This is a genomic window from Brotonthovivens ammoniilytica (genome assembly GCF_025566885.1).
Classification (GTDB): Bacteria; Bacillota; Clostridia; order Lachnospirales; family Lachnospiraceae; genus Brotonthovivens; species Brotonthovivens ammoniilytica.
This window is the reverse complement of the sequence record NZ_JAOQJQ010000005.1, coordinates 19,359-44,776: the sequence shown is the minus strand read 5'-3', so window position 1 is coordinate 44,776 and position 25,418 is coordinate 19,359. Positions and strand designations below refer to the sequence as shown.

21 protein-coding genes and 1 tRNA gene are annotated in these 25,418 nt (G+C 43.2%); 21 read left to right on the top strand and 1 reads right to left on the bottom strand.

Going from position 1 to position 25,418, the window contains the following annotated elements:
- Positions 1-59: 59 nt before the first annotated feature.
- The 14 genes from OCV88_RS11825 (at position 60) to OCV88_RS11760 (ending at position 14,584) form a co-directional block, all read left to right on the top strand.
- Positions 60-1,337 carry a diaminopimelate decarboxylase gene (locus OCV88_RS11825; protein ID WP_158425664.1) on the top strand — a complete coding sequence of 426 codons (1,278 nt, stop codon included), beginning with the start codon at positions 60-62 and terminating at the stop codon, positions 1,335-1,337.
- 94 nt (positions 1,338-1,431) lie between these two features.
- A tRNA-Leu gene (locus tag OCV88_RS11820) sits at positions 1,432-1,513 on the top strand.
- 385 nt (positions 1,514-1,898) lie between these two features.
- Positions 1,899-2,576, top strand: a complete 678-nt coding sequence (locus OCV88_RS11815; protein WP_158425663.1) for a response regulator transcription factor — start codon at positions 1,899-1,901, stop codon at positions 2,574-2,576.
- Positions 2,569-3,777 (top strand): sensor histidine kinase, encoded by a 1,209-nt coding sequence (locus tag OCV88_RS11810; RefSeq protein WP_158425662.1) that lies wholly within the window; start codon positions 2,569-2,571, stop codon positions 3,775-3,777. Before OCV88_RS11815 ends, OCV88_RS11810 begins: the two co-directional genes overlap by 8 nt.
- 166 nt (positions 3,778-3,943) lie before the next feature.
- Positions 3,944-4,984, top strand: coding sequence for an ABC transporter ATP-binding protein (locus OCV88_RS11805; protein WP_158425661.1), 1,041 nt, complete (start codon positions 3,944-3,946; stop codon positions 4,982-4,984).
- Entirely contained in the window at positions 4,981-5,844 is an 864-nt protein-coding gene (locus tag OCV88_RS11800; RefSeq protein ID WP_158425660.1) for an ABC transporter permease, read from the top strand. Before OCV88_RS11805 ends, OCV88_RS11800 begins: the two co-directional genes overlap by 4 nt.
- Positions 5,844-7,304: a GldG family protein gene (locus OCV88_RS11795; RefSeq protein WP_158425659.1), complete on the top strand. Its 1,461-nt coding sequence runs from the start codon at positions 5,844-5,846 to the stop codon at positions 7,302-7,304. Before OCV88_RS11800 ends, OCV88_RS11795 begins: the two co-directional genes overlap by 1 nt.
- Positions 7,291-8,682, top strand: coding sequence for a DUF4340 domain-containing protein (locus OCV88_RS11790; RefSeq protein WP_158425658.1), 1,392 nt, complete (start codon positions 7,291-7,293; stop codon positions 8,680-8,682). Before OCV88_RS11795 ends, OCV88_RS11790 begins: the two co-directional genes overlap by 14 nt.
- A 161-nt stretch (positions 8,683-8,843) precedes the next feature.
- Positions 8,844-9,134: a hypothetical protein gene (locus OCV88_RS11785; RefSeq protein ID WP_158425657.1), complete on the top strand. Its 291-nt coding sequence runs from the start codon at positions 8,844-8,846 to the stop codon at positions 9,132-9,134.
- A gap of 4 nt (positions 9,135-9,138) precedes the next feature.
- Positions 9,139-9,471: a hypothetical protein gene (locus tag OCV88_RS11780; RefSeq protein WP_158425656.1), complete on the top strand. Its 333-nt coding sequence runs from the start codon at positions 9,139-9,141 to the stop codon at positions 9,469-9,471.
- A gap of 200 nt (positions 9,472-9,671) precedes the next feature.
- Positions 9,672-10,856, top strand: a complete 1,185-nt coding sequence (locus OCV88_RS11775; RefSeq protein WP_158425872.1) for an iron-containing alcohol dehydrogenase — start codon at positions 9,672-9,674, stop codon at positions 10,854-10,856.
- A 193-nt stretch (positions 10,857-11,049) separates the two neighbouring features.
- Positions 11,050-12,162, top strand: a complete 1,113-nt coding sequence (locus OCV88_RS11770) for a 4-hydroxybutyrate dehydrogenase (RefSeq protein ID WP_158425655.1) — start codon at positions 11,050-11,052, stop codon at positions 12,160-12,162.
- 133 nt (positions 12,163-12,295) lie between these two features.
- Positions 12,296-13,285 carry a lipoate--protein ligase gene (locus OCV88_RS11765; protein ID WP_158425654.1) on the top strand — a complete coding sequence of 330 codons (990 nt, stop codon included), beginning with the start codon at positions 12,296-12,298 and terminating at the stop codon, positions 13,283-13,285.
- 237 nt (positions 13,286-13,522) lie between these two features.
- On the top strand, positions 13,523-14,584 hold the full coding sequence (locus OCV88_RS11760; protein ID WP_158425653.1) for a GntR family transcriptional regulator: 1,062 nt from the start codon (positions 13,523-13,525) through the stop codon (positions 14,582-14,584).
- A 22-nt stretch (positions 14,585-14,606) separates the two neighbouring features.
- Here OCV88_RS11760 and OCV88_RS11755 read toward each other — a convergent pair whose 3' ends face one another.
- Positions 14,607-16,670 (bottom strand): sigma-54-dependent Fis family transcriptional regulator, encoded by a 2,064-nt coding sequence (locus tag OCV88_RS11755; protein ID WP_262591238.1) that lies wholly within the window; start codon positions 16,668-16,670, stop codon positions 14,607-14,609.
- A gap of 278 nt (positions 16,671-16,948) precedes the next feature.
- Here OCV88_RS11755 and OCV88_RS11750 point away from each other — a divergent pair, with 278 nt between their 5' ends.
- The 7 genes from OCV88_RS11750 (at position 16,949) to OCV88_RS11720 (ending at position 25,361) form a co-directional block, all read left to right on the top strand.
- Complete coding sequence (locus tag OCV88_RS11750; RefSeq protein WP_158425651.1) at positions 16,949-18,184, top strand: M24 family metallopeptidase; 1,236 nt, start codon at positions 16,949-16,951, stop codon at positions 18,182-18,184.
- Between the two features lie 34 nt (positions 18,185-18,218).
- Positions 18,219-19,103 (top strand): NAD(P)-dependent oxidoreductase, encoded by an 885-nt coding sequence (locus OCV88_RS11745; RefSeq protein WP_158425650.1) that lies wholly within the window; start codon positions 18,219-18,221, stop codon positions 19,101-19,103.
- A 46-nt stretch (positions 19,104-19,149) separates the two neighbouring features.
- Complete coding sequence (locus OCV88_RS11740; RefSeq protein WP_158425649.1) at positions 19,150-19,923, top strand: SDR family NAD(P)-dependent oxidoreductase; 774 nt, start codon at positions 19,150-19,152, stop codon at positions 19,921-19,923.
- Positions 19,924-20,000: 77 nt separating this feature from the next.
- Positions 20,001-20,840, top strand: a complete 840-nt coding sequence (locus OCV88_RS11735; RefSeq protein ID WP_262591237.1) for a sugar phosphate isomerase/epimerase family protein — start codon at positions 20,001-20,003, stop codon at positions 20,838-20,840.
- Between the two features lie 103 nt (positions 20,841-20,943).
- A complete protein-coding gene (locus tag OCV88_RS11730) occupies positions 20,944-22,875 on the top strand; it encodes an oxidoreductase (RefSeq protein WP_158425647.1) in 1,932 nt (643 codons plus the stop codon).
- A gap of 15 nt (positions 22,876-22,890) precedes the next feature.
- The gene (locus OCV88_RS11725) at positions 22,891-23,913 is read left to right on the top strand and encodes a Gfo/Idh/MocA family oxidoreductase (protein WP_158425646.1); all 1,023 of its coding nucleotides are present in this window, start codon (positions 22,891-22,893) and stop codon (positions 23,911-23,913) included.
- A gap of 41 nt (positions 23,914-23,954) precedes the next feature.
- Positions 23,955-25,361, top strand: coding sequence for an MFS transporter (locus OCV88_RS11720; RefSeq protein ID WP_158425645.1), 1,407 nt, complete (start codon positions 23,955-23,957; stop codon positions 25,359-25,361).
- The last annotated feature ends 57 nt before the right edge of the window (positions 25,362-25,418 follow it).

The window sequence follows — 25,418 nt, the reverse complement described above, 5'->3', positions numbered from 1 at the left end:
CAGGTATAGATTTGAATCAGATTTCTATAGATAAGAGAGTATTAAGGAGGTACATGAATTTGAATAAGAAACCTTTTGTAACTCATGAACAGTTACAGGAAATTGTAAAAAAGTATCCTACTCCGTTTCATTTATATGATGAAAAGGGGATTCGAGAAAATGCGAAAGCCGTAAAGGAAGCCTTTGCCTGGAATCCGGGATTTCGTGAATATTTTGCAGTCAAAGCCACGCCAAATCCATTTTTAATGGAGATTCTGCAGGAATATGATTGTGGAATGGACTGCTCTTCTTTAACAGAATTAATGCTGTCTAATGCACTGGGAATCACAGGGGAGCATATTATGTTTTCTTCTAATGATACACCTGCAGAGGAGTTTGCATATGCCAATAAGCTGGGGGCAACCATTAATCTGGACGATATTACTCATATTGAATTTTTGGAAAAGATTATTGGACAGCTGCCAAAAACCATGAGTCTTAGATACAATCCGGGAGGCGTATATCAGCTGAGCAATGGAATCATGGACAATCCGGGGGATTCTAAGTATGGGCTGACAAAGGATCAGCTGTTTGAAGCTTATGGCATTTTAAAAGAAAAGGGTGTGGAGCGTTTTGGACTTCATGCATTTCTCGTAAGCAATACTGTTACAAATGATTACTATCCGACACTGGCCCGCACCCTGTTTGAGCTGGTTGTGGAAATCAAAGAAAAACTTGGAATTAAAATCAATTTTATTAACCTGTCCGGCGGCGTTGGAATCGCATACAAACCGGAGGAGACACCTAATGATATTCGTGTTATTGGGGCGGGGGTTCAGAAAGTTTATGAGGAAATTCTTGTTCCAAAGGGCCTTGGAGATGTTTCTATTTATACGGAAATGGGACGTTTTATGATGGGACCTTATGGATGCCTTGTAACGGAGGCAATTCATGAAAAGCATACGTATAAAGAATATATTGGTGTAGATGCCTGTGCGGCAAATCTTATGCGTCCGGCTATTTACGGCGCATATCATCATATTACTGTATCAGGAAAAGAACATGCGCCTGAAGATCATAAATATGATGTAGTGGGCTCTCTGTGTGAAAACTGCGATAAGTTTGCCATTGACCGTATGCTTCCGGAAATTGAAAAAGGTGATCTGCTGGTAATTCACGATACCGGAGCTCACGGTTTTTCCATGGGATACAATTACAACGGACGGCTTCGTTCCGCAGAGGTACTTCTGAAGGAAGACGGATCCACGAAGCTGATCCGCCGGGCAGAGACACCAAAAGATTATTTTGCTACATTTGACTGCTTTGATATTCTTAAAGGAATGGATTACAGCCTATAGGCAGCTGCGAAGAATGGCAAATATTGAAAAATCAGTTGCAATTTAGAATATCGTATGATAATATATTTTGTGTTCGGTTTAGTGAACACAAAAAGCCGATGTGGCGGAATTGGCAGACGCACTTGACTCAAAATCAAGCGGAGCAATCCGTGCCGGTTCGAGTCCGGCCATCGGCATCAGAAGAGGAAAAAAGTATCCCGCTAAAAAGCCTTGATTTTTCAAGGCTTTTTAACATTTATATCAGATAAGCAGCGCTTGGGAATAGAATATTGTCAGCAAAGCTGACCCGAATTGCGCACCAAGTCCCGCAGGAGCGAGATTTGAACTGAGCATAATAACAAGCGGATGCCGGAAGAATCCGGACTGGCCATGAACATAGAATAAGAGGTTATGAAACCAAAGACCGCAGGGATTTCTGCGGTCTTTTAGCGTCTTTATATTTTAAAATGATAGGCAGCTGCTTTTATATTTACCAGCCGGTGTGAATTTTGTGTGATTTCAGTCTGATTTCAGAAAACTGCTGTATAATCATTATGGAATGTAAAATGGAGGGAATATGCCTTGCGGATATTAATTATAGAAGATGAAAAATTACTGGCTGACTCCTTAAAGATGCTGCTGACGGCCAGAGGATTTATGGTGGATACAGCATATGACGGAGAAAGCGGCAGGGAATACGCAGAATTAGGGATCTATGATTTAGTGATTCTAGATGTCATGATGCCGAAAATGAACGGGTATGAGGTGGCCAAAAGTCTTAGGTCGAATCACCTTGGGATGCCGATTTTAATGCTTACTGCAAAATCAGAGCTGGAGGACCGGATAGAAGGATTAGACAGTGGAGCTGACTATTATCTGACAAAGCCATTTGATACCAGAGAGCTGCTGGCCTGCATCAATGCCCTGCTGCGCAGACAGGGAGACCAGGTGGATGTGGTAACATTTGGAAATACATCTTTAGATCTATCCTCTGCAGTTTTAACCTGTCAGGCCAACCATATCCGATTGTCAGCCAGGGAATTTGAGATTATGCGGTTTCTTTTCCAGAGGGGAAGCCGTAATGTGGCCAAGGAAGTAATATTAGCCAGGGTGTGGGGATATGATTCGGATGCAGTTGAAAATCATGTGGAAGTATATATTGGATTTTTGAGAAAAAAGCTTGCAAGTATTGGCTCAAATATCAGGATAGAGGTCATAAGGCGGCTGGGATATCATCTGGAGGTAAAAGATTGTGATTAGGAAACTTCGCTTAAAATTTGTTCTAATCAACATGAGTATTGTGGCAGTGCTCCTTGGAATTATCCTTGGGCTGATATTTTCATTTACAAAGGCCGGTCTTGAACGTGAAAATATCCGTATGCTTCAGACCGTGGCAGAGCATCCCCTGCAGCTTAAAGTACCGGCGGATTCCGGCAATGAGGTGAAGCTTCCCTTTTTTATTATACGGAAAGAGCCTGGAGGGGAACTGCTTGCGGAAAACAGCAGCTATTATGATCTTTCTGATAAAAGCTTTTTAAGTACTCTGATGGGGGAAGCTTCTGCTTCTCCCAGGCAGTTTGGTGTGATAGATGAATATCAGCTGAGGTATTACCGGGTAGACATGCCCGGGGAGCAGTATGTGATATTTTCAGATATTTCCAGTGAAACAGCCACATTGAATCATTTGAAGAAGAACTGTGTTCTCATATGGACTGTGAGTTTTGCGCTGTTTTTCTGGGCCAGCATCTGGCTGTCCGGATGGGCGTCCAGGCCGGTAGCGCAGGCGTGGAAACAGCAGAAACAATTTGTGGCGGATGCGTCCCATGAATTAAAAACACCCCTTACCGTTATCATAACCAGCGCGGAGCTGGCACAGAACGAATCTTATGATTTGGAAAGCAGGCAGAAGGTTTTAAATAATGTGGTACTTATGTCAAGACAGATGAAGGGACTGGTAGAACAGCTGTTAGAACTTGCAAGGACAGACAAGGCCTTGGAAAAAAGAGGGATGGAAGAAGTTTCCTTTAGCAAGCTTGTTTCAGATGCCCTGCTTCCCTTTGAACCGTTGTTTTTTGAACAGGAATTAAAACTGGTCCAGCAGATTGAGGAGGATATAAAGGTCTGCGGGGATGGCAGTGAATTAAAACGGGCAGTTGAAATACTGCTGGATAATGCAGGAAAATATACCAGGCCTTTTGGAATGGTACGGGTGGAATTAAAGAGGAAGGCAGGCAGATACTGTCTGCTTCAGGTAGCCAGCGAAGGTGACGGACTTTCAGAGGAGCAGCTGAAAAATATTTTTAAAAGATTTTACCGGGCAGATCAGGCACGGAGCCAGAGCAAAAGCTTTGGTCTGGGACTTTCCATTGCAGAAGGCATTGTGAGAAGACATAAAGGAAAAATATGGGCCAGGAGCAGTCAGGGAGTAAACAGTTTTTTTATTTTGCTGCCCTGTAAATAAAGGGTCAGGTTAAAAGATGGAGATTCAGAATATGAGTCTTCATCTTTTTTTCACAAATCTTTCAGTGTCGTTTCAGTTTCGGACGGTAGACTTTAGTGTGAACGCGGCAAAGCAGCCGGGAAATGTCCGGTTTTTGCAGAGCCGGAATACAATCAGGAGGTTTCATATGATAACAGTGGAACATTTAACGAAATGTTATGGTGATTTTACAGCTGTGGATGCTCTGTCCTTTGAGATTGAAGAGGGGCATGTGTATGGGTTTCTGGGGCCCAATGGAGCCGGAAAATCTACAACAATGAATATTATGACAGGCTGTCTGTCCGCCACGGCAGGGCATATCAAAATTGACGGTTTTGACATTTTTGAAGAGGCCGCCAAGGCAAAACGTTTGATTGGCTATCTTCCGGAACAGCCGCCTTTGTATATGAATGAGTCGCCGGTGGAATATTTGAAATTTGTAGGCGAGGCAAAGGGATTTCGGGGAGCAGAATTAACGGAACAGATTCAGGAGGTGATCAGACAGACGAGAATCGAAGAAGTGAAGAATAAGAGGATTTCAGACTTGTCAAAAGGCTACAGACAAAGGGTTGGCATTGCCCAGGCGCTGCTTGGCAGGCCAAAGGTCATTATACTGGATGAACCTACTGTGGGGCTGGATCCCATTCAGATTATTGAAATTAGAGATCTGATTAAAGAGCTGGGGAAAAAACATACCGTTATTTTCAGTTCTCATATTTTATCGGAAGTGCAGACAATCTGCGATCAGATTCTGATTATTTCAAAAGGAAAACTAATTGCCTTTGATGAGCCAAAGCATTTGGAAAAAAGTCTTTTATCTCCAGGTGAAATTACCATTACTGCTGATGCATCGCCAGAAGAAGTAGAGAAAATTCTGGATTCCCTGGAGCATATGACAGAGTTTAAGATACAGGAAAGTGAAAGAGAATACACAGTCTTTCAGGTAAAAACAGATCAGAAGGATGTTTATGACACTGCCCGGAGGATTTTTTTCCTGTTTGCAGAGCAAAAGAAAGCTTTGCTTGAGATGACATTAAAGAAAGCAAATCTGGAGGATATTTTCCTGGAGCTGACGGAGAACGGAAGCGGTCAGACAGAGACACAAAACGGCGGAGAAGATCTGCCGGATATAGCAGAGAATGAATCCTGTCAGTCAGATACAAAAGAAAGCGGGGTGGACCAGCTATGACAGCAGTATTAAAACATGAATTGAAAACATACTTCCATTCTCTGACTGCCTATGTATTCGGAGCATTTTTACTGGCATTTATCGGAATTGGAGCCATGATGTATAATCTGCAGGCGGCAGTCAGCAATTTTGAGTATGTTTTAAGCTTCGCAAGCCTGATCTTTGTTGTTATTGTTCCGGTTCTTACCATGCGTGTCATTGCAGAAGAGCGGAAGCAGAAAACAGATCAGCTGCTGTATTCACTGCCCATTTCTACCACAGATGTCATAATTGGGAAATATCTGGCTCTGCTTATTGTTTATTTCATTCCCATGTGCATTATCAGCATATATCCTTTAGTGTTCCGGCAGTTTGGAGAGGTGTATTTAAAAACTGCCTATGGCTCCATTGCGGCATTTTTCATTATGGGAGCCGCACTGATTGCCATTGGAGTCTTTATCTCTTCGCTGACAGATAATCAGGGATTTTCTGCAGGTATTGGAATTGCAGTGATTTTGTTTAACTATTACAGTGTCAGTCTTTCCGAGTATATATCCTCTACAGCTGTGGGCTCTTTGATTGCCATTCTGGTATTTATTGTAATTGTTGGAATTATTGTCAAATATTTGACCAGGAACGAAAAACTGGCATATGGATTTATATTTGTCATGATACTGCTCACCGCTGTTTTGTACTGGACAAACGGAGGGAGGTTTGAGGGGCTGCTTGGGGATATTATGACAAAGCTTTCTTTGTTTGAGCGGTTTAACTCTTTTATCAATGGTGTTTTTGATATGACAGCCATTGTTTATTATCTGTCTGTGGCGGCATTGTTCTTATTCCTGTCCGTACAGTCTCTGGAGAAAAGGAGGTATAATTAATGAAAAAAATAAATTTGCCAAAAATCTCCGGGCAGCCGGAAAAGAATCAAAACCGCAATGCATCCAGGAGGGGTTCTTATTCTTTAATAATTACAGCCGTTGCGGCAGCTCTTGTTATCATTGCCAATGTGTTTATGTCCGCACTGCCGGTGAATCTCACAAAATATGATATCAGTTCTGCAAAACTTTATTCCATCACCAGCAATACAAAAGTAGTAGTTAATGCCTTAGAGCAGGATGTAACCATTTACTGGGTGGTACAGTCCGGGGAGGAGGACGATGTAATAGAAAATCTTCTGGCGAAATACGAAAGTCTGTCCGACCATATTAAAGTAGTAAAGAAAAATCCTGATGTTTATCCTACCTTTGCAGAACAGTATACAGATGAAAGTGTGGAGAACAACAGTCTGATTGTTGAGTCGGGAGAGCGCAGCAGATTTGTTGCCTACAGTGATATTTATGTTCAGGAAACAGATATGTATTCCTACTCTTATACCACTTCTTTTGACGGAGAAGGTGCTGTTACTTCTGCAATTGATTATGTTGTCAATGAAGAACAGCCGCAGCTGTATCTGCTAGAGGGGCATGGGGAAGCAGAACTGCCCTCTACCTTCAGCCAGCAGATTGAAAAAGAGAATATTGAGGTTTCAGATTTGTCCTTGTTAACGGTAGATAAGGTACCAGAGGAAGCAGATGCTGTTATGATCTATGCTCCGGAAAGCGATATATCTGAAGAGGAGAAGGAAATGCTGGCCGAATATGTGGAGGGGGGCGGAAAGCTTTTGGTGATGGCCGGTCCGGTGGAAGATAAAACCCTTGATCATTTGTACAGCCTGCTGTCCGATTACGGAATTGAGACGAAAGAAGGAATTGTGATTGAAAGTGACGGAGAACATTTTGTTTCCGGGGCACAGTATGTTTTAATTCCGGATATGGCTGATGATGATATTACGAATTCTCTGATAGAAAGCAATTACAGTGTGATTATGCCTATTTCACTGGGGCTTATAGTTCCTGAAAGCTCCAAAAAAGGTACGGTAACAAGTCTGCTGACAACTACAGATGCTGCTTACAGCAAAATCGCAGGTTATGATCTTGACACCTATGAAAAAGAGGAAGGTGATATCGACGGTCCGTTTTCTGTGGGAGTAAAGGTGGAAAATGCAAAGGAAGGACAGATGGTATGGTTTTCATCTTCTGAATTTTTGTCTGACGCCTATAATGCATACTCATCAGGCGCAAATGGAGATCTGGCCATGAATGCTTTGTCATCTCTTATCGGAGAAAGCGAAGCTATGGCAATTCGAAGTAAATCTTTAAATTATAATTACCTGACCATTTCGGATTCTACAGCATCCCTTTTAAAGGTTCTTATGATCGGTGCATTTCCGCTGATTTACCTTGGCGTGGGAATTGGAATAACGGTTAGAAGGAGGAGTGTTCAGAATGAAAAGAGCTAAACGGATCTATATACTGCTGGGGATTCTTGCAGCAGCATGTCTGATTACCTTTGCAGTCACCCGCATGGAAGAGAAGAAGGAACAGATTAAAAACAGTGAGGAAGTAATTCTTGAACTTTCAGAGGATTCTGTGCAGAAATTGTCGTGGAACTATGAAGAGACGGAACTGGCTTTTCACAGAGATGATGATGGTCTTTGGAGTTACGATGATGATAAGGAATTTCCGGTTGACGAAGATAAAATTAATGGTCTGCTGGAGCAGTTTGCCTCTTTTTCAGTGTCCTTTGTGATCGAGGATGTAGAAGATTACGGACAATATGGTCTGGATGAGCCCCTTTGTACCATTCAGCTGGAAACAAGCGGGGAGACTTACGAAATTTCTCTTGGCAATTACAGCAATATGGATTCCCAGCGCTATTTGTCTATTGGAGACGGCAATGTCTATCTTGCCCAGACGGATCCGTTAGAGACTTTTGAAGTGGGGCTTAATGATCTGATTGCCCAGGATGAGATTCCGGTATTTTCTCAGGCGGAAACCATTACTTTTGAGGGAACAGAAAATTACAGTATTCAATACAAAGAAAACAGCGGGGATACCTATCGGAGTGAGGATGTATATTTCACGGAAAAAGATGGAGACAATCAGCCTCTTGATACTGACAAAATTGAAAGTTATCTGGAAAGCTTAAGTTCCCTGAATCTGACGGACTATGTAACTTATAAAGCATCAGAGGAAGAGTTAAAGACATATGGGCTGGATGCTCCAGAGCTGACCGTAACTGTGAAGGGAACAGCGGAAGATGCGGACGGAGAAGAAGTAACAGAGAGTGTCGTTTTAAATATCAGCAGTGTTTCTGATGAGGAAAAAGAGACTTCAGGAGACGATGAAGAGGAAATTACGGCTTATGTAAGAGTGGGAGACTCCGGAATTATTTACCGGATTTCCGAAAGTGATTATGATGCTTTAACGAAAGCTTCCTATAATGATCTGCGTCATTCCGAAGTGATACCTGCAGAGTTTGAGGACATTTCTAAAATAGAGGTTACGCTGGAAGGAAAGACATATACAATTACATCAGAGGAGAAAAAGGGCGAGTATATTTATTCATACAAAAACAAAGAACTGGATATTTCCCAGTTACAAAGTGCAGCAGAGGCGCTGAAAGCATACAGTTTCACAGACCAGGAGCCGGATGGTGAAGAAGAAATCAGTATGACGCTGTATCTGGACGACGAGAATGAAACCAAAATTCAGGTGAAGCTCTATCGTTATGACGGAACATACTGTCTGGCCGAAGTTGACAAAAAAACAGTGGCTCTGGTGAAACGTTCTCTGGCTGTTGATCTGATAGAAGCTGTTAACTCCATTGTGCTGTAACTAAAAATCTGCGGCAGGTAAGTGGCTGTGAGGTTTTTTGGTCAGGTAAAAATGAGCGGGGGTTATTCCGGGAAAAAGAGTATGACAATATGTGTTTCTTATGCTAAAATAAATCTGGATAAAGGCATTTTGGTTTTGGCAGTATTGAAAGGACGGATATTATGTATAAAGTGGAAATAAAATTTGATACTAGGAATCTGACCAAAAGTGATATAGATAGAATTTGTGAAGAAACAGACCAGATTTTTGAAAACGAAGACCTGAGTTGTGCTGATAGGCAGCCAGGGAAACGAATTTACCTTGACCGTGGGCGTAAACAAGATTACGGAAGATTTTGGGCCGCTATTTTTGCTATAAAAAATTCTTCTCAAATTTCGGATCATCTGCAGGAGTGTTTCTGGTATAACGGGGATGAGAAGGAAAACTTAATTACCGATTTTATAAGGAATTAACAGAATGGATAGTGCGCAGAAGAAAGGGATCAATTTTGATCTGGATACCATAGCCTTGCAGATATATTATCCAAAAAGTGACTGGCACAATGCGTATTATGACGTTAGAGCATATTTTGAGAGGAACGGATTTGAACATATCCAAGGTTCTGGATATCATTCCCACAAAGCTATGTCAGAAGCAAAAGCAATGACGGTAATTTATCAGATGACAAAAGAGTTTCCTTGGCTGAATGAATGTGTGGGTATCTGTACAATTTCTGATGTGCCGGAGTTATATGATATTTCTCATGTTTTTGAACGAGAGGCACAAAGGCTGCGTCCAAAGGAACAATAAAAAGGAATAGTATATGTAAACTGGCTGGTTTCTGAAAAAATTTGTACGAAGGATTGACTGGCCTCCCCTAAAGGTGATACAATAATTTTGCTATTTTGTGTATCTTTTCGGAGTTACATGCTGCCGCCCTCTGTTAGTAGCAGAGGGCGGTATTTGTTTTTTGCCCATAAGACGGCAGTAAAGGAGAATGGAGGAAGATGATGAAGGATTTTGAATTTTATACGCCGACCAAAGTGGTATTCGGGAAAGATAAAGAGCTGGAAGCAGGGAGGCTCATACGGTCTTATGGGGCCGGCAAAGTGCTGATTCATTATGGAGGTCAGTCTGCAAAAAAGAGCGGGCTTCTTGACCGGGTGAAAAAATCTCTGGAAGAAGCTGGAATAGATTATGTGGAATTAGGCGGAGTACAGGCAAATCCAACACTTGAGATGGTAAGAAAAGGAATTACCCTTTGTCTGGCAGAGAAGGTAGATTTTGTGCTTGCTGTGGGCGGCGGCTCGGTGATTGATTCCGCCAAAGATATTGCCAACGGGATTGCAGACCCCAAAGTGGATGTCTGGGATTTCTCCTTAAAAAAAGCTGCAGTGACAAAGTCTGTTCCGGTGGGGGTAATTCTTACTCTTGCAGCGGCAGGTTCTGAGATGAGTTCCTCCTGTGTAATTACTGATGAAGAAACAGGCAGAAAACGAGGCTATAATTCAGAGTTTAACCGTCCGGTGTTTGCCATTGAAAATCCGGAGCTGACCTATTCTGTCAGCAAATTTCAGACGGGCTGCGGAGCAGTGGATATTATGATGCATACCATGGAACGGTACCTGACTGGGGATGAGGGAACTTATCTGACGGACAGCATTGCGGAAGGGGTGATGCGTTCTGTGGTACAGGCCGGAAAAGAAAGCATTGAAAATCCTAGGAATTATGAAGCCAGAGCAAATATGATGTGGGCTTCCAGTGTTGCCCACAATGACCTGACCCATTGCGGAAGAACGTTTTTTATGCAGGTTCATCAGCTGGAGCATGAAATATCAGGTATGTATCCGGCGGTGGCACATGGGGCCGGATTATCTGCACTCTGGTGCAGCTGGGCAAGATATGTGTATCCGGGTAAAGTGGAGAGATTTGCGCAATTTGCCAATCGGGTTTGGAATATTGCATATGATTTTGAAAATCCTGAAAAAACTGTACTGGCAGGAATTGAGGCCCAGGAAAATTATTATAAAAGCATTGATATGCCTGTGAATTTGAAAACCCTTGGTGTAAAATGGGAGGATCTTGAGCAGCTGGCAGATAACTGTTCTTTTCATAAGACAAGAACACTTCCCGGAATCCGGGAACTTGACTGGAAAGACATGCTTGAAATTTATAAGATGGCCTATGAAGCGTAACAGGTTATCTTAGGCCGTTGTGACAAACAAAATAAAATAGAAATGAGCCAAAGGCGGATGCATAAGTCCGGGATACAAAAAAGAGTTGTTTCCGGTGTTTGTATCCGCCTTTTGGCATGTAAATTGCTGTAATTAACGTTAGAGGATGAAAAAGATCCTGAAAATAGCAGATAAGAATAAGGAGAGGAAAGCAATGAAACAATTAATGTTAAAACCGGCAATTTACAAATACGGCACCTGCCGTGAATTTGCAGAAGAATTTCAGATTGGAGCAGGGGATCTGGTGATTACCAACCAGTACATTTACGAACCGGCCTTTGGCAGTCTGAATTTACAATGTGATGTCATTTATCAGGAAAATTATGGGGCCGGGGAACCGTCTGATGAGATGGCGGAAGCCATTTACAAAGACATTAAAGGAAATCCAGGACGGATTATTGCCATTGGAGGCGGTACAGTCATTGATATTTCCAAAATCTTTGCACTGAAAAATGTATCTCCCATTTTAGATTTGTACGACGGAAAAGTTCCGGCAATAAAGGATAAAGAACTGATTTTAGTGCCCACTACCTGCGGTACAGGCTCTGAGGTAACGAACATTGCGATACTGGCCTTAAACAGCCGGGGAACCAAGAAAGGACTGGCGGTGGACGAGATGTATGCCGATGCTGCAATTCTGGTTCCGGAGCTGTTAAAAGGGCTGCCCTTCCGGTTTTTTGCAGCCAGCTCCATTGACGCCCTGATTCATGCCATTGAATCTACACTTTCTCCAAAAGCAAATGATTATACGAAACTGTTTGGCTATCGGGCTATTGATCTGATATTAAAGGGCTATCTGAAAATCAGGGAATACGGAGAGGAAGCAAGACTGCCCTTGATGGAGGATTTTTTGACTGCCTCTAATTATGCCGGTATTGCTTTCGGGAATGCAGGATGCGCCGCCGTACATGCGTTGAGTTATCCGCTGGGTGCCACGTATCATGTGGCTCACGGGGAATCTAATTATGCTGTTTTTACCGGGGTTATGAAAAACTACATGGAATTGAAAACAGATGGTGAAATAGCTGTGCTGAATCAGTACATTGCAGATATTTTAGGCTGCGATGCGTCAGATGTATATGAAGAGCTGGAAAAATTATTAAATGTGCTGCTGCCAAAAAAAGCCCTTCATGAATATGGGGTAACTGCGGAAGACCTGAAAGAATTTACAGAATCCGTTATGGAAAATCAGGGACGGCTGATGGCCAACAACTTTGTAGAACTGGATCAGCAGAGAGTTTACAAAATTTATCAGGAACTGTATTAGAGGGCCGGCAGCTCTTAGGAAGTGGACTGCATCAGCGGAAGGATTCTGAGGCAGAATATGTCACATGTGACATAAAGACACATAATGTGCGGCAAAATGGCACCGGCAGTGTAATAAAAAGGAGAGGTTTATTATGATTTTCATAGAAAGTCCCTGGAAAGATGCAGCTTATAATCTTGCACTGGAACAATATGTATTTGATGAAATGCCGAAAAATGAAGAATATTTTATGCTGTGGCAGAATGCCAATGCCATTGTAGTGGGAAAACATCAAAATACAGTGGAAGAGATTAATATTCCCTTTGTAAAAGAGCATGGGATTCAGGTAGTGCGCCGTCTGTCCGGAGGCGGGGCGGTTTATCATGATTTAGGGAATATCAATTTTACTTTTATAGCAGATGCAGGAGATATTGAACAGATTAATCTGCAGGCATTCTGCCGTCCGGTCGTAAGCCTTTTAAAGCGCCTGGGGGTTTTTGCCAGTATCACCGGAAGAAATGATATTACCGTAGATGGAAGAAAATTTTCCGGTAATTCTCAGTATATTAAACAAGGGCGTATTATGCATCATGGTACGCTGCTGTTTGATTCTGATCTGTCAGTGGTAGGGGATGCACTGAAAGTGTCCAAAGATAAAATTGCCTCCAAAGGTTTTCAGTCGGTAAGAAGCAGAGTAACCAATTTAAAGCCGTATATGTCTGAGAATATGACAGTGGACCGCTTTCAAAAACTTTTGAAAGAAAATATGCTGCTTGGAAAAAAAAGCTGTGTGCATGCTTTTACTGAGACTGACAAAAAAAGAATCAGTGAGATAAAAAAAGAAAGATATGATACCTGGGAATGGAATTACGGATATTCTCCCGAATACAGCATCCAAAAGCAACGGAGAATAGATGGCGTTGGAAAAATAGAACTATTTCTTACAGTAAAGAATGGGATAATTGAATCCTTTGATTCCCGGGGGGATTATTTTGGAGACGGCGCTGTAGAGGAGCTGAAAATGCGCCTAAAGGGGATGGCTCTAAAAGAGGAAGCGGTCAGAGGGGCACTTTTGGGAATTGATATGATGAAGTATTACAGCGGTTTAGAGACGGAAAATTTCGTGGAGCTTTTGTTAAGTTAAAGATCAGCAGGAACAGACAGGGGTACTGTATTTGTGCCGTCAAAATTTTTCTTTGAATATTTGTATGAAAAACATATATGAATAACAGCAGTAACATACATATTATGATATATTAAAGAAAAAAACCATATTTATGTATAAAATACATACAAATTCTAAAACTTTAGTTGTCATATTTTGAAATATATTGTATGCTGAAATTAACAAATAATTCATAGAGAAAGCGGGGGAATTAGTATGGCACATTTTAAGTATACGGATCTTGCACTCTGGCTGAGGGAACAGATCGAAAAGGGACAGTACAGAGATGGTGACAGGATTCCCACGGAGGCTGAGCTTTCCGAGCGGTTTCTGGTAAGCAGAGATACCGTGCGCAAGGCAGTTGCGGTTTTGGAGCAGGAAAATCTTTTGTATAAGGTCAGAGGCAGTGGGACTTATGTAGATACATCTGACCTGAAACTGCTGCCAGATTCTTTTTACAGTTCTAGAAGAGTGGGGATTTTAATGAACAATCTGGATCATTATATTTTCCCGTCTATTATAAAAGGAATTAACGCAGTATTAAACAAACACGGATATACGTCTGTGATGCAGTTTACAAACAACTGTATTTCCCAGGAACGGGAAGCATTGATGGATTTTCTGGAAGGAGATTTTGCAGGGCTTATTATTGAACCCACCAAAGGGGCCCTCCCGCAGTTGAATTATGATCTGTATCAGCGGATTGCGCGGACGAGACCGGCCGTTTTAATTCATGCGAAAATCCCGGGGCTTTCGCTGTCTTATGTAACTGGTGGTGACGAAAAGGGCGGTTTACTGCTGACGGATTATCTGCTGGATCAGGGACACAAAAAAATTGCTGTAATCTTTGCGTTGGATGACCAAACCGGTACGGCCAGATATCTTGGATTTGTAAAGGCATTTCAAAACAGAGGGATTGCCATTCCGGATGAAACGATTTTCTGGTATGACAGCTCAGATGTTTCTGAAATATTTACAGAGCCTTTAAATGCAAGGCTTCATGCCGCACTGTCATCCTGCAGTGCTGTGATCTGTCAGGATGACAGGCTGGCAAATTATTTGAAAAAATATCTGGCCCTCCACAAAGAATTCAGGGAAGATATCGTAATCTGCGGTTTTGATGATTCCGAGATTGCAAGAGATCAGAACCTTACCTCTGTGACGCATCCAAAAGAGGAATTTGGAGAATGTGCGGCCATGCGTCTTCTGGAAAAAATAAAAAACCCTTCTGCAGATGTGTCCTTTGAATTCATCCCCAAAGTTGTAGTACGGAAATAAAAGTGATACCCGCCTGGAAATATCAGCCGCGGAATTCGTCCAGATCAATATGATATTTCTGTATTTTCCGGTACAGTGTCCGCCTGGGCATGGCCAGCCGCAAAGATGCGCTGGCCACATGACCGTGTTCTTCAGTAAGAATCTGAACAATCAGCGCCCGTTCTCTGGCAGGAGACAGCTTGTCCGGTATGCTGTCCTGGGGGGGATGATCTCTTTTTACAGGTTCTGGTGCTTTGACAGCGGATTTCGAAGGGGCAGGTTTGCCGGCGGGATTCGAAGCCTGTCCGGAGGGTTCCAGATTTAGAAACAGTTTTAATATTTCACTAGAAGAGATGCTTCCGTCGCTGGAAGAAATAATAACACGCTCCACGATATTTTCCAGCTCCCGGACATTTCCAGGCCAGGAATGTTCTGTAAGAAGCCGGCGGTCCCGGGAGGAGAAGAAGTTCATGTGAAATTCTCCAGAGGTATGTGATCTGGTAAAATAATCAATTAACGGTGAGATATCTTCTTTTCTGTATCTTAAGGGTGGAATCACAATAGAAAGAACATTCAGCCTGTAATATAAATCGCTGCGGAATTCTTTATTTAAAACTGCCTCTTCCAGATTTGTATTTGTTGCCGCAATAATTCGTACATTGATAGGTTTGGGCTGTTTCCCTCCAACCCTGATAATTTCTTTATTTTGCAGCACTCTAAGAAGAGTGGCCTGCAGTTCTAGCGGCATATCGCCGATTTCATCCAGAAAAATAGTCCCCCCTTCTGCCAGCTCAAATTTTCCGGGAGCCCCGCCTTTTTGTGCGCCGGTAAAGGTACCTCCTTCATATCCGAACAGCTCGCTTTCTATGAGATTTTTTGGAAGGGCGGCGCAGTTAATGGGGAGGAAAGGTCCGTTGCACCGGCGGCTTTCATTGTGGACAGCCTGGGCAAGAATGTCTTTTCCAGTTCCGCTTTCTCCCAGAATTAAAAGATTGGAATCCGTTTTGGCGGCCAGATGTCCCAGCTTTTTTACCTGCTTCATACAAAGAGAATTTCCTATCATGGAATCGAAGGTACATTTTGCCAAAAACCCTGCAGTTTTGCTGACCAGCCGGCGGATTGCCTGGGGCTTGTCAAAGGTCAGCAAAAGATGATCGGGAACATCTTCCGGAGCCGAGATATTTAAAAGCAGTGAGAGAGAAGGATTTAAAGTACGGGGAATCGTAATTTCATGATTATAAACACTTTCATGTGTATTTAAAATTTCATCGGTAAGCGCCTGATCCTCCAAAAGTTCTATTAACTGCAGGGGATTTTTTTCGTTATGAATGGAAAAGAGATCCTTTAATTTGTCGTTGTGCTGCAGAATTTCACCCTGCCGGTTTACCAGGAGGATTCCGTGAGAAAGGGAATTCAGTGTCAGATGCAGATTGGTATTAACGGCAGACAGATGGTTCAGCGCCATTTTCAGTGAAAGCTCCTTTTCGATACCGTCTGCCGCCGCGGTGATCATACCAAGAGAATGAGCAGGCGCAAGTTCGCAGGGACCGATTAAGGCTAAGCATCCCAAAAGCTTTTTGTCCTGAGAATGAATGGGAGCCGCACAGCAGATATAATCCTGATTGGCTTTCAGAAAATGTTCTTTTCCATAGACTGCATAAGGTTTATCTAACATAAGACAGATGGAAATGCCGGAGGTACCGGCATTTTTTTCTGAGCGGAGACATCCGATTTTTAAACCGCTTTGATGGGCCTTTTGGCGGATCAGGGCATCGTCGGCCAGCATATCTATAATATAACCGTCATGATCAGCCAGAACCATGGCAAAGTTTGTGCCCTTTACATAAAAGTAAAGTTTTTGAAGGTGGGCATGAGTGACGGCAATCAATTCTTCATGATCTTTTAATTTTTGTTTCAGCTGGTCTGAAGCTAAGAATTTCTGATCCGGCTCAAAGGGTGAAATACCGTAAGAAACAGATCGTCTCCAGGAGTCTAAAATCTCCGGGCGGATAGCATCCAGCTTTTGAGGGAGAGGCCTTCCTTCTTTTATATAAGTTTCCCAGTAGTTACCAACAATTTTATTGTTTTCTCCTCGATAAATTTCCATAGTCCCCCTCCTGTGTGCCATATCAGTGTCAAAAATGTGCCGAAATTCTGCCTGTTTTCTAAATAATGGCATAAAAATGGCACAAGGTCAAGGATAAATGTATGTAAATACTAACAAAAAAAGAAAACAAAATTGGCACGAACTTTGCAATATTAGTAGGTATAAAGTTAAATAAATATTTTTGGAGGAAAAATTATTAAATGAAGGAGAAACAGGGGATGTCCTGATAAGGACACTGCTGATCACTAAAATATAATTTAAAAACAGGAGGAAGAAAAATGAAGGCTGGATTTAACGGAGTGGATTTTGAGGACAATATAAACTTTACAAGACTCCACGCAGAAAGACTTGAGCGGGCAAAAAAATATTTAAAGGAGTCAGGGTTTGGCGCTCTTTTGTGCTATGACTTTGACAATATCCGTTACATAACAGGAACCCATGTAGGGGAATGGAACCGGAATAAAATGAACCGTCATTGTCTGCTGATTGACGGGGTGGAACAGCCGATCTTATTTGATCCGGCATGCCCTTCTAAACGTCAGAGAGTTTCCTGGATTAATCCGGAAAACATTATGCCGGCTGTGGGCTCTATGCGGGGCTCCATCCCGGCGGAAGTAGGCATGGTAGAGCAGGAAGTGGCAGAGATTGTAAGCTATCTGAAAAAATATGGTGCAGAAGGGCGTACCCTTGGCATTGATATTGTGGATATTCCGCTTTATCAGGCATTAGAAAAGGCCGGAATCTCCATCGGGGATGGCCAGGCGCCTATGGTAGAGGCCCGAATGATCAAAACGGAAGATGAGATTGAGCTGCTGAAATGCTCTGCGGCTATGGTGGATGCGGCTTACTGGGATGTGGCAAAACATCTGCGTCCGGGGGCAACAGAGAACGAAATGGAAGCGCTGATCCAGCATCAGCTGTTTAAATGGGGCGCGGAATCTGTAGAGTTTGTAAACTGTATTTCCGGCCAGAGAGGGAATCCTCACAGTCATACAACCTCAAACCGCATGATCCGGCCGGGAGAACTGGTATATTTCGATGTGGGAAATGTATACAACGGTTATCATACCTGCTATTATCGTACATTCTCCTGCGGAAGGCCCACTAAGGCACAGGAAGAAGCCTACGCAAAAGCATTGAAATGGATCCGGGACGGTATCAGCGTGATTAAGCCGGGCAATACAACTGCAGATGTGGCAAAGATGTGGCCGTCTGCACAGGAGCTTGGTTTTAATGATGAAAAAGAAGCTTTTCTGCTGCAGTTTGCACATGGAATTGGTCTTGGACTGTGGGAAAAACCTGCGATTTCCAGATTATTCTCACTGGATCATCCATTTGAATTTAAACCGGGTATGACCTTTGCCATTGAAACCTGGTGCCCGTCAGAGGACGGTAGCGGAAGCGCCCGGATTGAAGAAGAAATTGTTGTAACAAAGACGGGGCATGAAGTTATTACAAAATTCCCGTCAGATGAGATTGTATCCTGCGGTTTTCCGGGATGCATGTTTCCTTAATAAATAGAAAGACCAGGGGAAAGGAGTGCGGTCATTGAAAGTAATTGGATGGATTGGGCTGGGAAACATGGGAATGCCCATGTGTAAAAACCTGATAAAAGCGGGATATCCGGCTGTGGTAAATGATACTTCCAGAGAAAAAGTGCAAGAAGCGCTGGCTCTGGGAGCCCAATGGGCAGAATCACCAAAGGAGGCGGCACAGAAGGCGGATTATATTTTTACTATGCTGCCAAATGGAAAAATACTTCTGGATGTAGTATCCGGTGAAAACGGGATTGCCCAGGGGATGAATAACCATAAAGTTCTCATTGATATGAGCACGGTGTCAGCAGCGGATTCGGCTCTGGTAAGTGAATTGATAGAAAAGACAGGAGGCAGGTTTTTGCGGTGCCCGGTGACAGGGAGCACCGGGCCGGCAGCCAAAGGTATGCTGGGACTTCTGATATCCGGTGATAAAGAGCTGATGAAAGAAGCAGAGCCAATGCTTGATAAGCTTGGAAGGAATAAGTACTGGATCGGAGAAAAGGAAGAAGCCCGGGTAATGAAAATTGCTTTAAATACTATAGTGGGCAATACGGCGCAGCTTCTGGCGGAAGCGGTTTCACTGGGAGAAAAAGCCGGGATACCGGTTGAAACATGTATGGAAGTTCTGGCGGGAAGCGCCATTGGAAACTTAATTGTACAGTCCAAGGTGGAGCTGATTAATTCCGGAAAATATGATCCGGCATTTAGTGTAAAAATGATGCTGAAGGATTTTGATCTGGCGCTGGATACGGCTAAACAGTATCAGGCATCCCTGCCGGTTACCGCTGTAGTCAGACAGTTTTATGAGGAAATGGAAGCTGTTGGCAGAGGTGGCGAGGATTATGCGGTTTTAGTAGAACGTCTGGAACAGAATGTGGGAATTAAGCGTTCATAATAAAAGATTCTTATAAATAAAACAAAAAATCAGGAGGAGATGTATTATGGCAAACAAAATAGCGGTTATTACAGGAGCAAGCAAAGGACTGGGACAGGAAATAGCTTTTCAATTTGTAAGAGATCTGGGACTGGATGTTGTGCTGGTGGCAAGAGGCGCATGCACACAGACAGAAGAGAGAATTAAAGGGTTAAACAAAGACAGCAGAGTGCTTTCGGTTTCCTGTGATATCAGCAGTCCTGAGCAGGTAGCTGAGATGAAAAAGAAAGTGGATGAATTTGGAGGCTGTGATATTTTAATTAACAATGCGGGGATTTATCCGTTTATCTTATTTGAGGAACTGGATTATGATGCATGGAAACATTTTTTTTCTGTAAATGTGGATGGTCCTTATAATTGCCTGCAGGCATTTCTGCCGGGCATGAGAAAACAGGGATGGGGACGTGTAGTTAATATTACTTCCGATTCCTTCATGAATGGTCAGGAACCAAAGCTGTCCGGATATATTTCCACAAAAGGCGCGGTGATCGGTCTTACAAGAGCGCTGGCATCTGAATATGGTCCTTATGGTGTGACCGTGAATTCTGTGGCCCCGGGTCTGTTTGTCTGTGATCAGACCATCAGCAATATAGGCGGAGCACCGGGAGAAATTGAAGAAGGCGGTTTTAATAAATGGGATTTGATGCTGGGATTACAGTCCATTAAAAAATATCCGTATCCGGCAGATTTTACAGGAGCCGTTAAATTCCTGGTATCTGAGGAGGCAGGATTTATGACCGGCCAGACTATGGTTGTAGACGGAGGAATTGCCCGGGTATAAGGGAATCTTCAGGAATAAGGAGAGCCTATCAGAAACTAAGACAGAACGCAGAGTTCAAAGGTATGGGGGAATCATGTATGTACAATAACAAATTAATTGCCAGCCACTGGGCAATTGCAGGAAATCATTACTGTGGAGATCATGTGGAGATTGCAGACTCAGATTTTAAAGAACGTATGGAAGTCATTGGAAAAGTCGGTTTTCAGGGGGCCGGATTTGTGGAGCTGGACCTGCTTCATACAAAAGAAACCTACGGGTATGAAGAAGCAAAAAAAATTGCAGATGCCAACGGCATTACGGAAATCGAAGTGGAAGTGCTGGATAAATGGTGGGACAGCAGCAATGCAGAGGCCCAGCAGACAAAAAGAAATGTGTTTGAGGCGGCGGAAAAAATGCATGCCAGACATATTAAAGTATTTGGCGCAGACGGAGATTGTGAGAAAGATAAGTTTATTGAAGAATTTGCAAAGCTCTGTAAAGAAGCGGAAAATATTGGAACAAAAATTGCCATGGAGTTTATGCCTTTTAAAAAGGATATGAACTGTATTAAACAGGGACTGGAAGTTTTCCGGGCGGCGGGAGTTAAAAACGGAGGATTCTGTCTGGACAGCTGGCATACATTTATGGGACCCAGTTCCTATGATGATATTGCGCTGATAAAGCCGGAAGAGATTATAACAGTAGAACTGGATGACGGCTATCAGGAGTTAGTCAGCGGCAGTCTCTGGCGTGACACCTGTGATTACAGGCTTCCTGCCGGCGAGGGTGACTTTGACTGCAGAGATTTTATTAAGCGGGTATTGGCTCTTGGCTACACTGGTACTATCGGCTGTGAAATTATTGCCATTGACCACCGGGAGCTTCCGCTGAAACGTGCAGCAGCCAGAGCGTATGCATCATTAAAGCAATATTTGTAAATGACATGAAGTTCGTATTTATCATTGCGGACGAAAGAGATATTTGGGGGAGGTTTATCTGAATCTTCCCCATAAAGAATAATGGAAGAAATGAGGAATTAAGATGTCGGGCTTTAAAATGCTGGCAGAACCATTGAAAATGGGGCCTGTGGAAATAAAAAATCGTTTTATTGTTTCGGCAATGGTTATGAACTGCTGTAACGAAGACGGAACAGCTACTGAAAAATATATTGCCTATCATGAGGAGAAGGCAAAGGGCGGATGGGGACTGATTGTCACAGAAGACTATGCGGTAGACAAAAACGGAAGAACGTATCAGTATCTGCCGGGATTGTGGTGCGACGAGCAGATCGCTTCTCATAAAGAGCTGACTGACCGGGTGCACAAAGCCGGAGCAAAAATATATGCACAGATTTTTCATGGAGGACGTCAGACTGAGGAGTGGATTATCGGCCAGCAGGTTTGGGCGCCGTCTCCTATTCCCTGTCCTGTGAAAAAGGCTCTGCCTCACGAGATGACCACAAAAGAGGTGGATCAGATGATTGAAAAATTCGGAGATGCGGCCTTAAGGGCAAAAAAAGCCGGGTTTGACGGAGTACAGATTCATGGAGCCCATGGATATCTGGTCTGCGAATTTGCTTCTTCCTATTCCAACAAACGTGTGGATAAATATGGAGGAAATTTAATGAACCGTATGAGGTTTCCTGTGGAAATTGTTAAGAATATCCGGAAAAAATGCGGACCGGATTTTGCTATCGACTATAAGATTTCCGGTGAAGAGAGAACTCAAGGGGGAACCAATATAGAAGACACCAAGGCAATGGCTGTTATGCTAGAAGAAGCAGGCATAGATTCTTTGAATGTTTCTGTTGCGGTGTATGAAACCTGGTATATGCAGGTGCCTCCGGCAGTGATGGGGCATGGCTGGCTTGCGGATTATGCCCGGGAAATTAAGTCAGTTGTGGATATTCCGGTTACAACTGTAGGCCGTATCAATGATCCCTACGTGGCGGAAAGTATTATCAGAAGCGGGAAAGCAGATGCCTGTTATATGGGCCGGGCTTCTTTAGCGGATCCGTATCTGCCAAAGAAAGCGCTGGAGGGACAATGTGAGGATATTATTACCTGTATCGGATGTCTGCAGGGCTGCACGGGAAAAATTGATGCCGGATTTCACGGTCAGTGTACCTTAAATCCCAGAACAGTGATGGAAGATGAAATTTCTCTTGTGCCGGCTGAGATAAAGAAAAATATCTATGTGGCCGGAGGAGGGCCTGCAGGCGCTCAGGCAGCTATTGTGCTGGCACAGCGGGGACATCAGGTTACGTTGTTTGAAAAATCAGACCGGCTGGGAGGAATGTACGCAACAGCAGCCGTGCCGCCCTGGAAAGGAGAGATCTCATCCTTTATTGTATGGCAGCGGTTCCAGCTGGAGAAGCTGGGGGTTACGGTACGTTATAATACCCCGCTGACGGCAGAACGAGTGGAAGCAGATCGTCCGGATACGGTGGTGGCAGCCACAGGAAGCCGGCCCTGGGTACCGGATTTCCCGGGCAAAGACCGGGAATTTGTAGTCAGTGCGGTAGATCTGTTAAACGGAAAGCTTATGACAGAAGGGAAAGTTGCGGTAATCGGCGGAGGAATGGTTGGAAGTGAAACCGCTAATTATCTTGCCGGTCATGGATGTGAAGTGACAATCATTGAAATGGCGGATGATATTGCAAAAGAAGAACCGGGAAATATGAAACGGTTTTTAATGGAATCTTTCCGGGAGCATGGGGTTGGTATTTATACGGATACAAAAGTAATGTCCGTTGAAGCTGACAGAACAGTTATTGGTAAGCAAAATGAAAATCAGATGGTGATGGGGCCTTTTGATTATGTAGTAACTGCAGTGGGAATGAGATCCGTGCAGACCTTAAGAGATGAGCTTGCAAATACACAGGTGGAACTTGTATGCGTTGGGGATGCAAAATGTGCAAAAAATGCACTGGAAGCTATCAGAGACGGATATATGACAGCATTAAAAATTTAAAAGAGGAGAAGAAAAATGGAAAAAGTAAGAATCGCAGTAGTTGGACTTGGCAATCTTGGAGAACTTCATATCAGACATTTACAGAATAAAATTGCGTCGGCAAAAGTTGTTGCAGTGTGCGATGTACTGGAGAACAGAGTAAAAGAAATTCAGAAAACCTATGATATTCCTGCCGGATATACAGATTATGATCAGATGATTGATCAGGAAGAGCTGGATGCCGTGGCGATTATCACTAATGTTCAAACTCATCATGATCTGATTATCAAAGCCTGTCAGGCAAAATTACATATTTTCTGTGAAAAGCCGTTGTCTTTAGACTGGCAGGAATGTAAAGAAATTGAGCGGGCAGTTGAGGAAAACAATACCAAAATCTTTACCCTTGGATTTATGCGCCGGTTTGATCCGTCCCATGCGGAAGCTATGAAACGGATCCGCGCAGGAGAAATCGGAAAGCCGATAATCTTTAAAAGCACCAGTCTGGATGGGGTTTCTGTTATTGAGGAGTTGTTTGAAAAGAGAGTCCGGGGGGCTTTTCATCCATGGTTTTTTGAGATGGGCATTCATGACTGCGATCTTTCCTGCTGGTTCCTTAACAGTGAAGTAGAGTGTGCATATGCGGCAGGGGGCGCATATGTAAAACCGGAATTTGCGGATTATGAAGATTATGATAACGGGCTTGCTCTGGCTTCTATGAAAAATGGTTCTGTGGCATATGTACATGTGGGAAAAACAGCTGCCTGCAGCCATGTGGAAGCTGAAATTATCGGTACAAAAGGTACTCTTAGAATTAACAGTATTCCAAGAAGAAACCGACTGCAGATTTATAAAGACGGCTATATAGCAGAACAGGGGATTGTGGATTTCCTGGAGCGCTGGGAAGATGCTTTCTATCTGGAAATGTGTGATTTTATTGACTGCGTTCTCACCGGAAGAAAACCGGAAATTACTGTGTATGACGGAACCAAGAGTCTGGAAATGGCGTTAACGCTCCATAAAGCATATATGGAAAAACGGCTGGTAAAGAGTGAATATTAGGCGGACAGGACTGGTTATAAGTAAATAAAAAGGAGAAAGGTATGGAATTTTTAGGAAAGGCGAAAGTACAGAATGCAAATCAGCAGGATGGAAAAGTTCCCCTGTATGAAAAATTTGCATTTGCGTCCGGTGATGTGGCATGTAACTTTGTATTCGGTTTTACAGGCAGTCTGCTGACACTATTTTATACGGATTATGTGGGAATCTCGGTGGCCGTTGTGGGGCTTATAATGCTGATATCCAGAATTTTTGACGGCGGTTCCGATATTGTATTCGCCTGTATTGTAGATAAGGTGCATTCGAAACACGGAAAAGCAAGGCCCTGGGTGCTGTGGATGTCAATACCTTTTGGCATTACTTACATATTGCTGTTTACGGTTCCCGTGGAAGCCACCGCGGTGATGAAGGCAGTATATGTGTTTGTTACCTATAATCTTTGCACAACCGTTGTGTATACAGCGCTGAATCTGCCCTATGGGTCTTTAAGCTCTCTGATTACCAGAAATACCCGTCAGAGAGAGATTCTGCAGGCATTCCGAATGGGACTGTCTCCCATTGGAAGAATCCTGGTTACAGCAGTCTCTTTACCCATTGTAGAAGCTTTTGGAAATGACAGATCTGCCTGGGTAAAAGTATCTTTTGTATTTGCAAGTATTGCGGTAGCGCTGCTTTTGTTCTGTTTCTTTGGCACAAAAGAGAGGGTTAATTTTGATCATATAGAGGCCAAGCAGAAAGAGAAAAAGAGCAACAAAAAGAGTTTTATCGTTATGTTTAAGAACAGATACTGGTGGCTGTGTTTTGGCTTCTGGGGCGTTATGGTTCTGACATCTACAGTAAACAGTACGATTTTAGGATATTACTGTAAATATATACTGGGAAATCAGATTTATGTTTCCCAGATTTATACGGCGGAACAAATCGCCATGATTGTCTGTATTCTGTTTATTACTCCCGCAGTGGTGAAGTTTGTGGGGAAACGAAATACCACCATGTTTGGAATGTTTCTCGTTATTATCGCACAGCTGATTTTACTGACAAATCCAACCAGTGTAGGGCTGATTACAGTTTTATCAGTAGTAAAAGGCATCGGGTACGGGCCCTTGTGGGGATGCGTATTTGCAATGCTGGCGGATGCCTGTGAATTTGGTCAGTGGAAGTTCCATTACAGGAATGATACCTTTTTATTCAGCGCTGGTTCCATCGGCTCTAAAATCGGCGGCGGTGCAGCGGCCGGTATGGTTGGAATGATTCTGGCGGCAGCCGGTTATAAAGGGACTCTTGCAGTGCAGACCCAGTCTTCCCTGGATGCTATTTACTGGGTATATATTTTCCTTCCAATTGCACTGGCCATTGTGCAGGTAGTATTCTGCCTGCTGTATAAGCTTGATAAGATGCTTCCTATGATCACGGAAGAATTAAAAGAACGTGAGGCAAGGGGAGAAATGTAAGCGAATAATATCAGATGTGGGATGACTTCCGTCTCTGCAGGCGGTGAGTAAAAAGAA

What these genes read in the sequence shown, in the direction of transcription:
- OCV88_RS11805 (WP_158425661.1), top strand. Translation starts at nt 3,944, where the DNA reads ATGATAACAGTGGAACATTTAACGAAATGTTATGGTGATTTTACAGCT.
- OCV88_RS11800 (WP_158425660.1), top strand. Translation starts at nt 4,981, where the DNA reads ATGACAGCAGTATTAAAACATGAATTGAAAACATACTTCCATTCTCTG.
- OCV88_RS11795 (WP_158425659.1), top strand. Translation starts at nt 5,844, where the DNA reads ATGAAAAAAATAAATTTGCCAAAAATCTCCGGGCAGCCGGAAAAGAAT.
- OCV88_RS11790 (WP_158425658.1), top strand. Translation starts at nt 7,291, where the DNA reads ATGAAAAGAGCTAAACGGATCTATATACTGCTGGGGATTCTTGCAGCA.
- OCV88_RS11785 (WP_158425657.1), top strand. Translation starts at nt 8,844, where the DNA reads ATGTATAAAGTGGAAATAAAATTTGATACTAGGAATCTGACCAAAAGT.
- OCV88_RS11780 (WP_158425656.1), top strand. Translation starts at nt 9,139, where the DNA reads ATGGATAGTGCGCAGAAGAAAGGGATCAATTTTGATCTGGATACCATA.
- OCV88_RS11775 (WP_158425872.1), top strand. Translation starts at nt 9,672, where the DNA reads ATGAAGGATTTTGAATTTTATACGCCGACCAAAGTGGTATTCGGGAAA.
- OCV88_RS11770 (WP_158425655.1), top strand. Translation starts at nt 11,050, where the DNA reads ATGAAACAATTAATGTTAAAACCGGCAATTTACAAATACGGCACCTGC.
- OCV88_RS11765 (WP_158425654.1), top strand. Translation starts at nt 12,296, where the DNA reads ATGATTTTCATAGAAAGTCCCTGGAAAGATGCAGCTTATAATCTTGCA.
- OCV88_RS11760 (WP_158425653.1), top strand. Translation starts at nt 13,523, where the DNA reads ATGGCACATTTTAAGTATACGGATCTTGCACTCTGGCTGAGGGAACAG.
- OCV88_RS11755 (WP_262591238.1), bottom strand. Translation starts at nt 16,670, where the DNA reads ATGGAAATTTATCGAGGAGAAAACAATAAAATTGTTGGTAACTACTGG.
- OCV88_RS11750 (WP_158425651.1), top strand. Translation starts at nt 16,949, where the DNA reads ATGAAGGCTGGATTTAACGGAGTGGATTTTGAGGACAATATAAACTTT.
- OCV88_RS11740 (WP_158425649.1), top strand. Translation starts at nt 19,150, where the DNA reads ATGGCAAACAAAATAGCGGTTATTACAGGAGCAAGCAAAGGACTGGGA.
- OCV88_RS11735 (WP_262591237.1), top strand. Translation starts at nt 20,001, where the DNA reads ATGTACAATAACAAATTAATTGCCAGCCACTGGGCAATTGCAGGAAAT.
- OCV88_RS11730 (WP_158425647.1), top strand. Translation starts at nt 20,944, where the DNA reads ATGTCGGGCTTTAAAATGCTGGCAGAACCATTGAAAATGGGGCCTGTG.
- OCV88_RS11725 (WP_158425646.1), top strand. Translation starts at nt 22,891, where the DNA reads ATGGAAAAAGTAAGAATCGCAGTAGTTGGACTTGGCAATCTTGGAGAA.
- OCV88_RS11720 (WP_158425645.1), top strand. Translation starts at nt 23,955, where the DNA reads ATGGAATTTTTAGGAAAGGCGAAAGTACAGAATGCAAATCAGCAGGAT.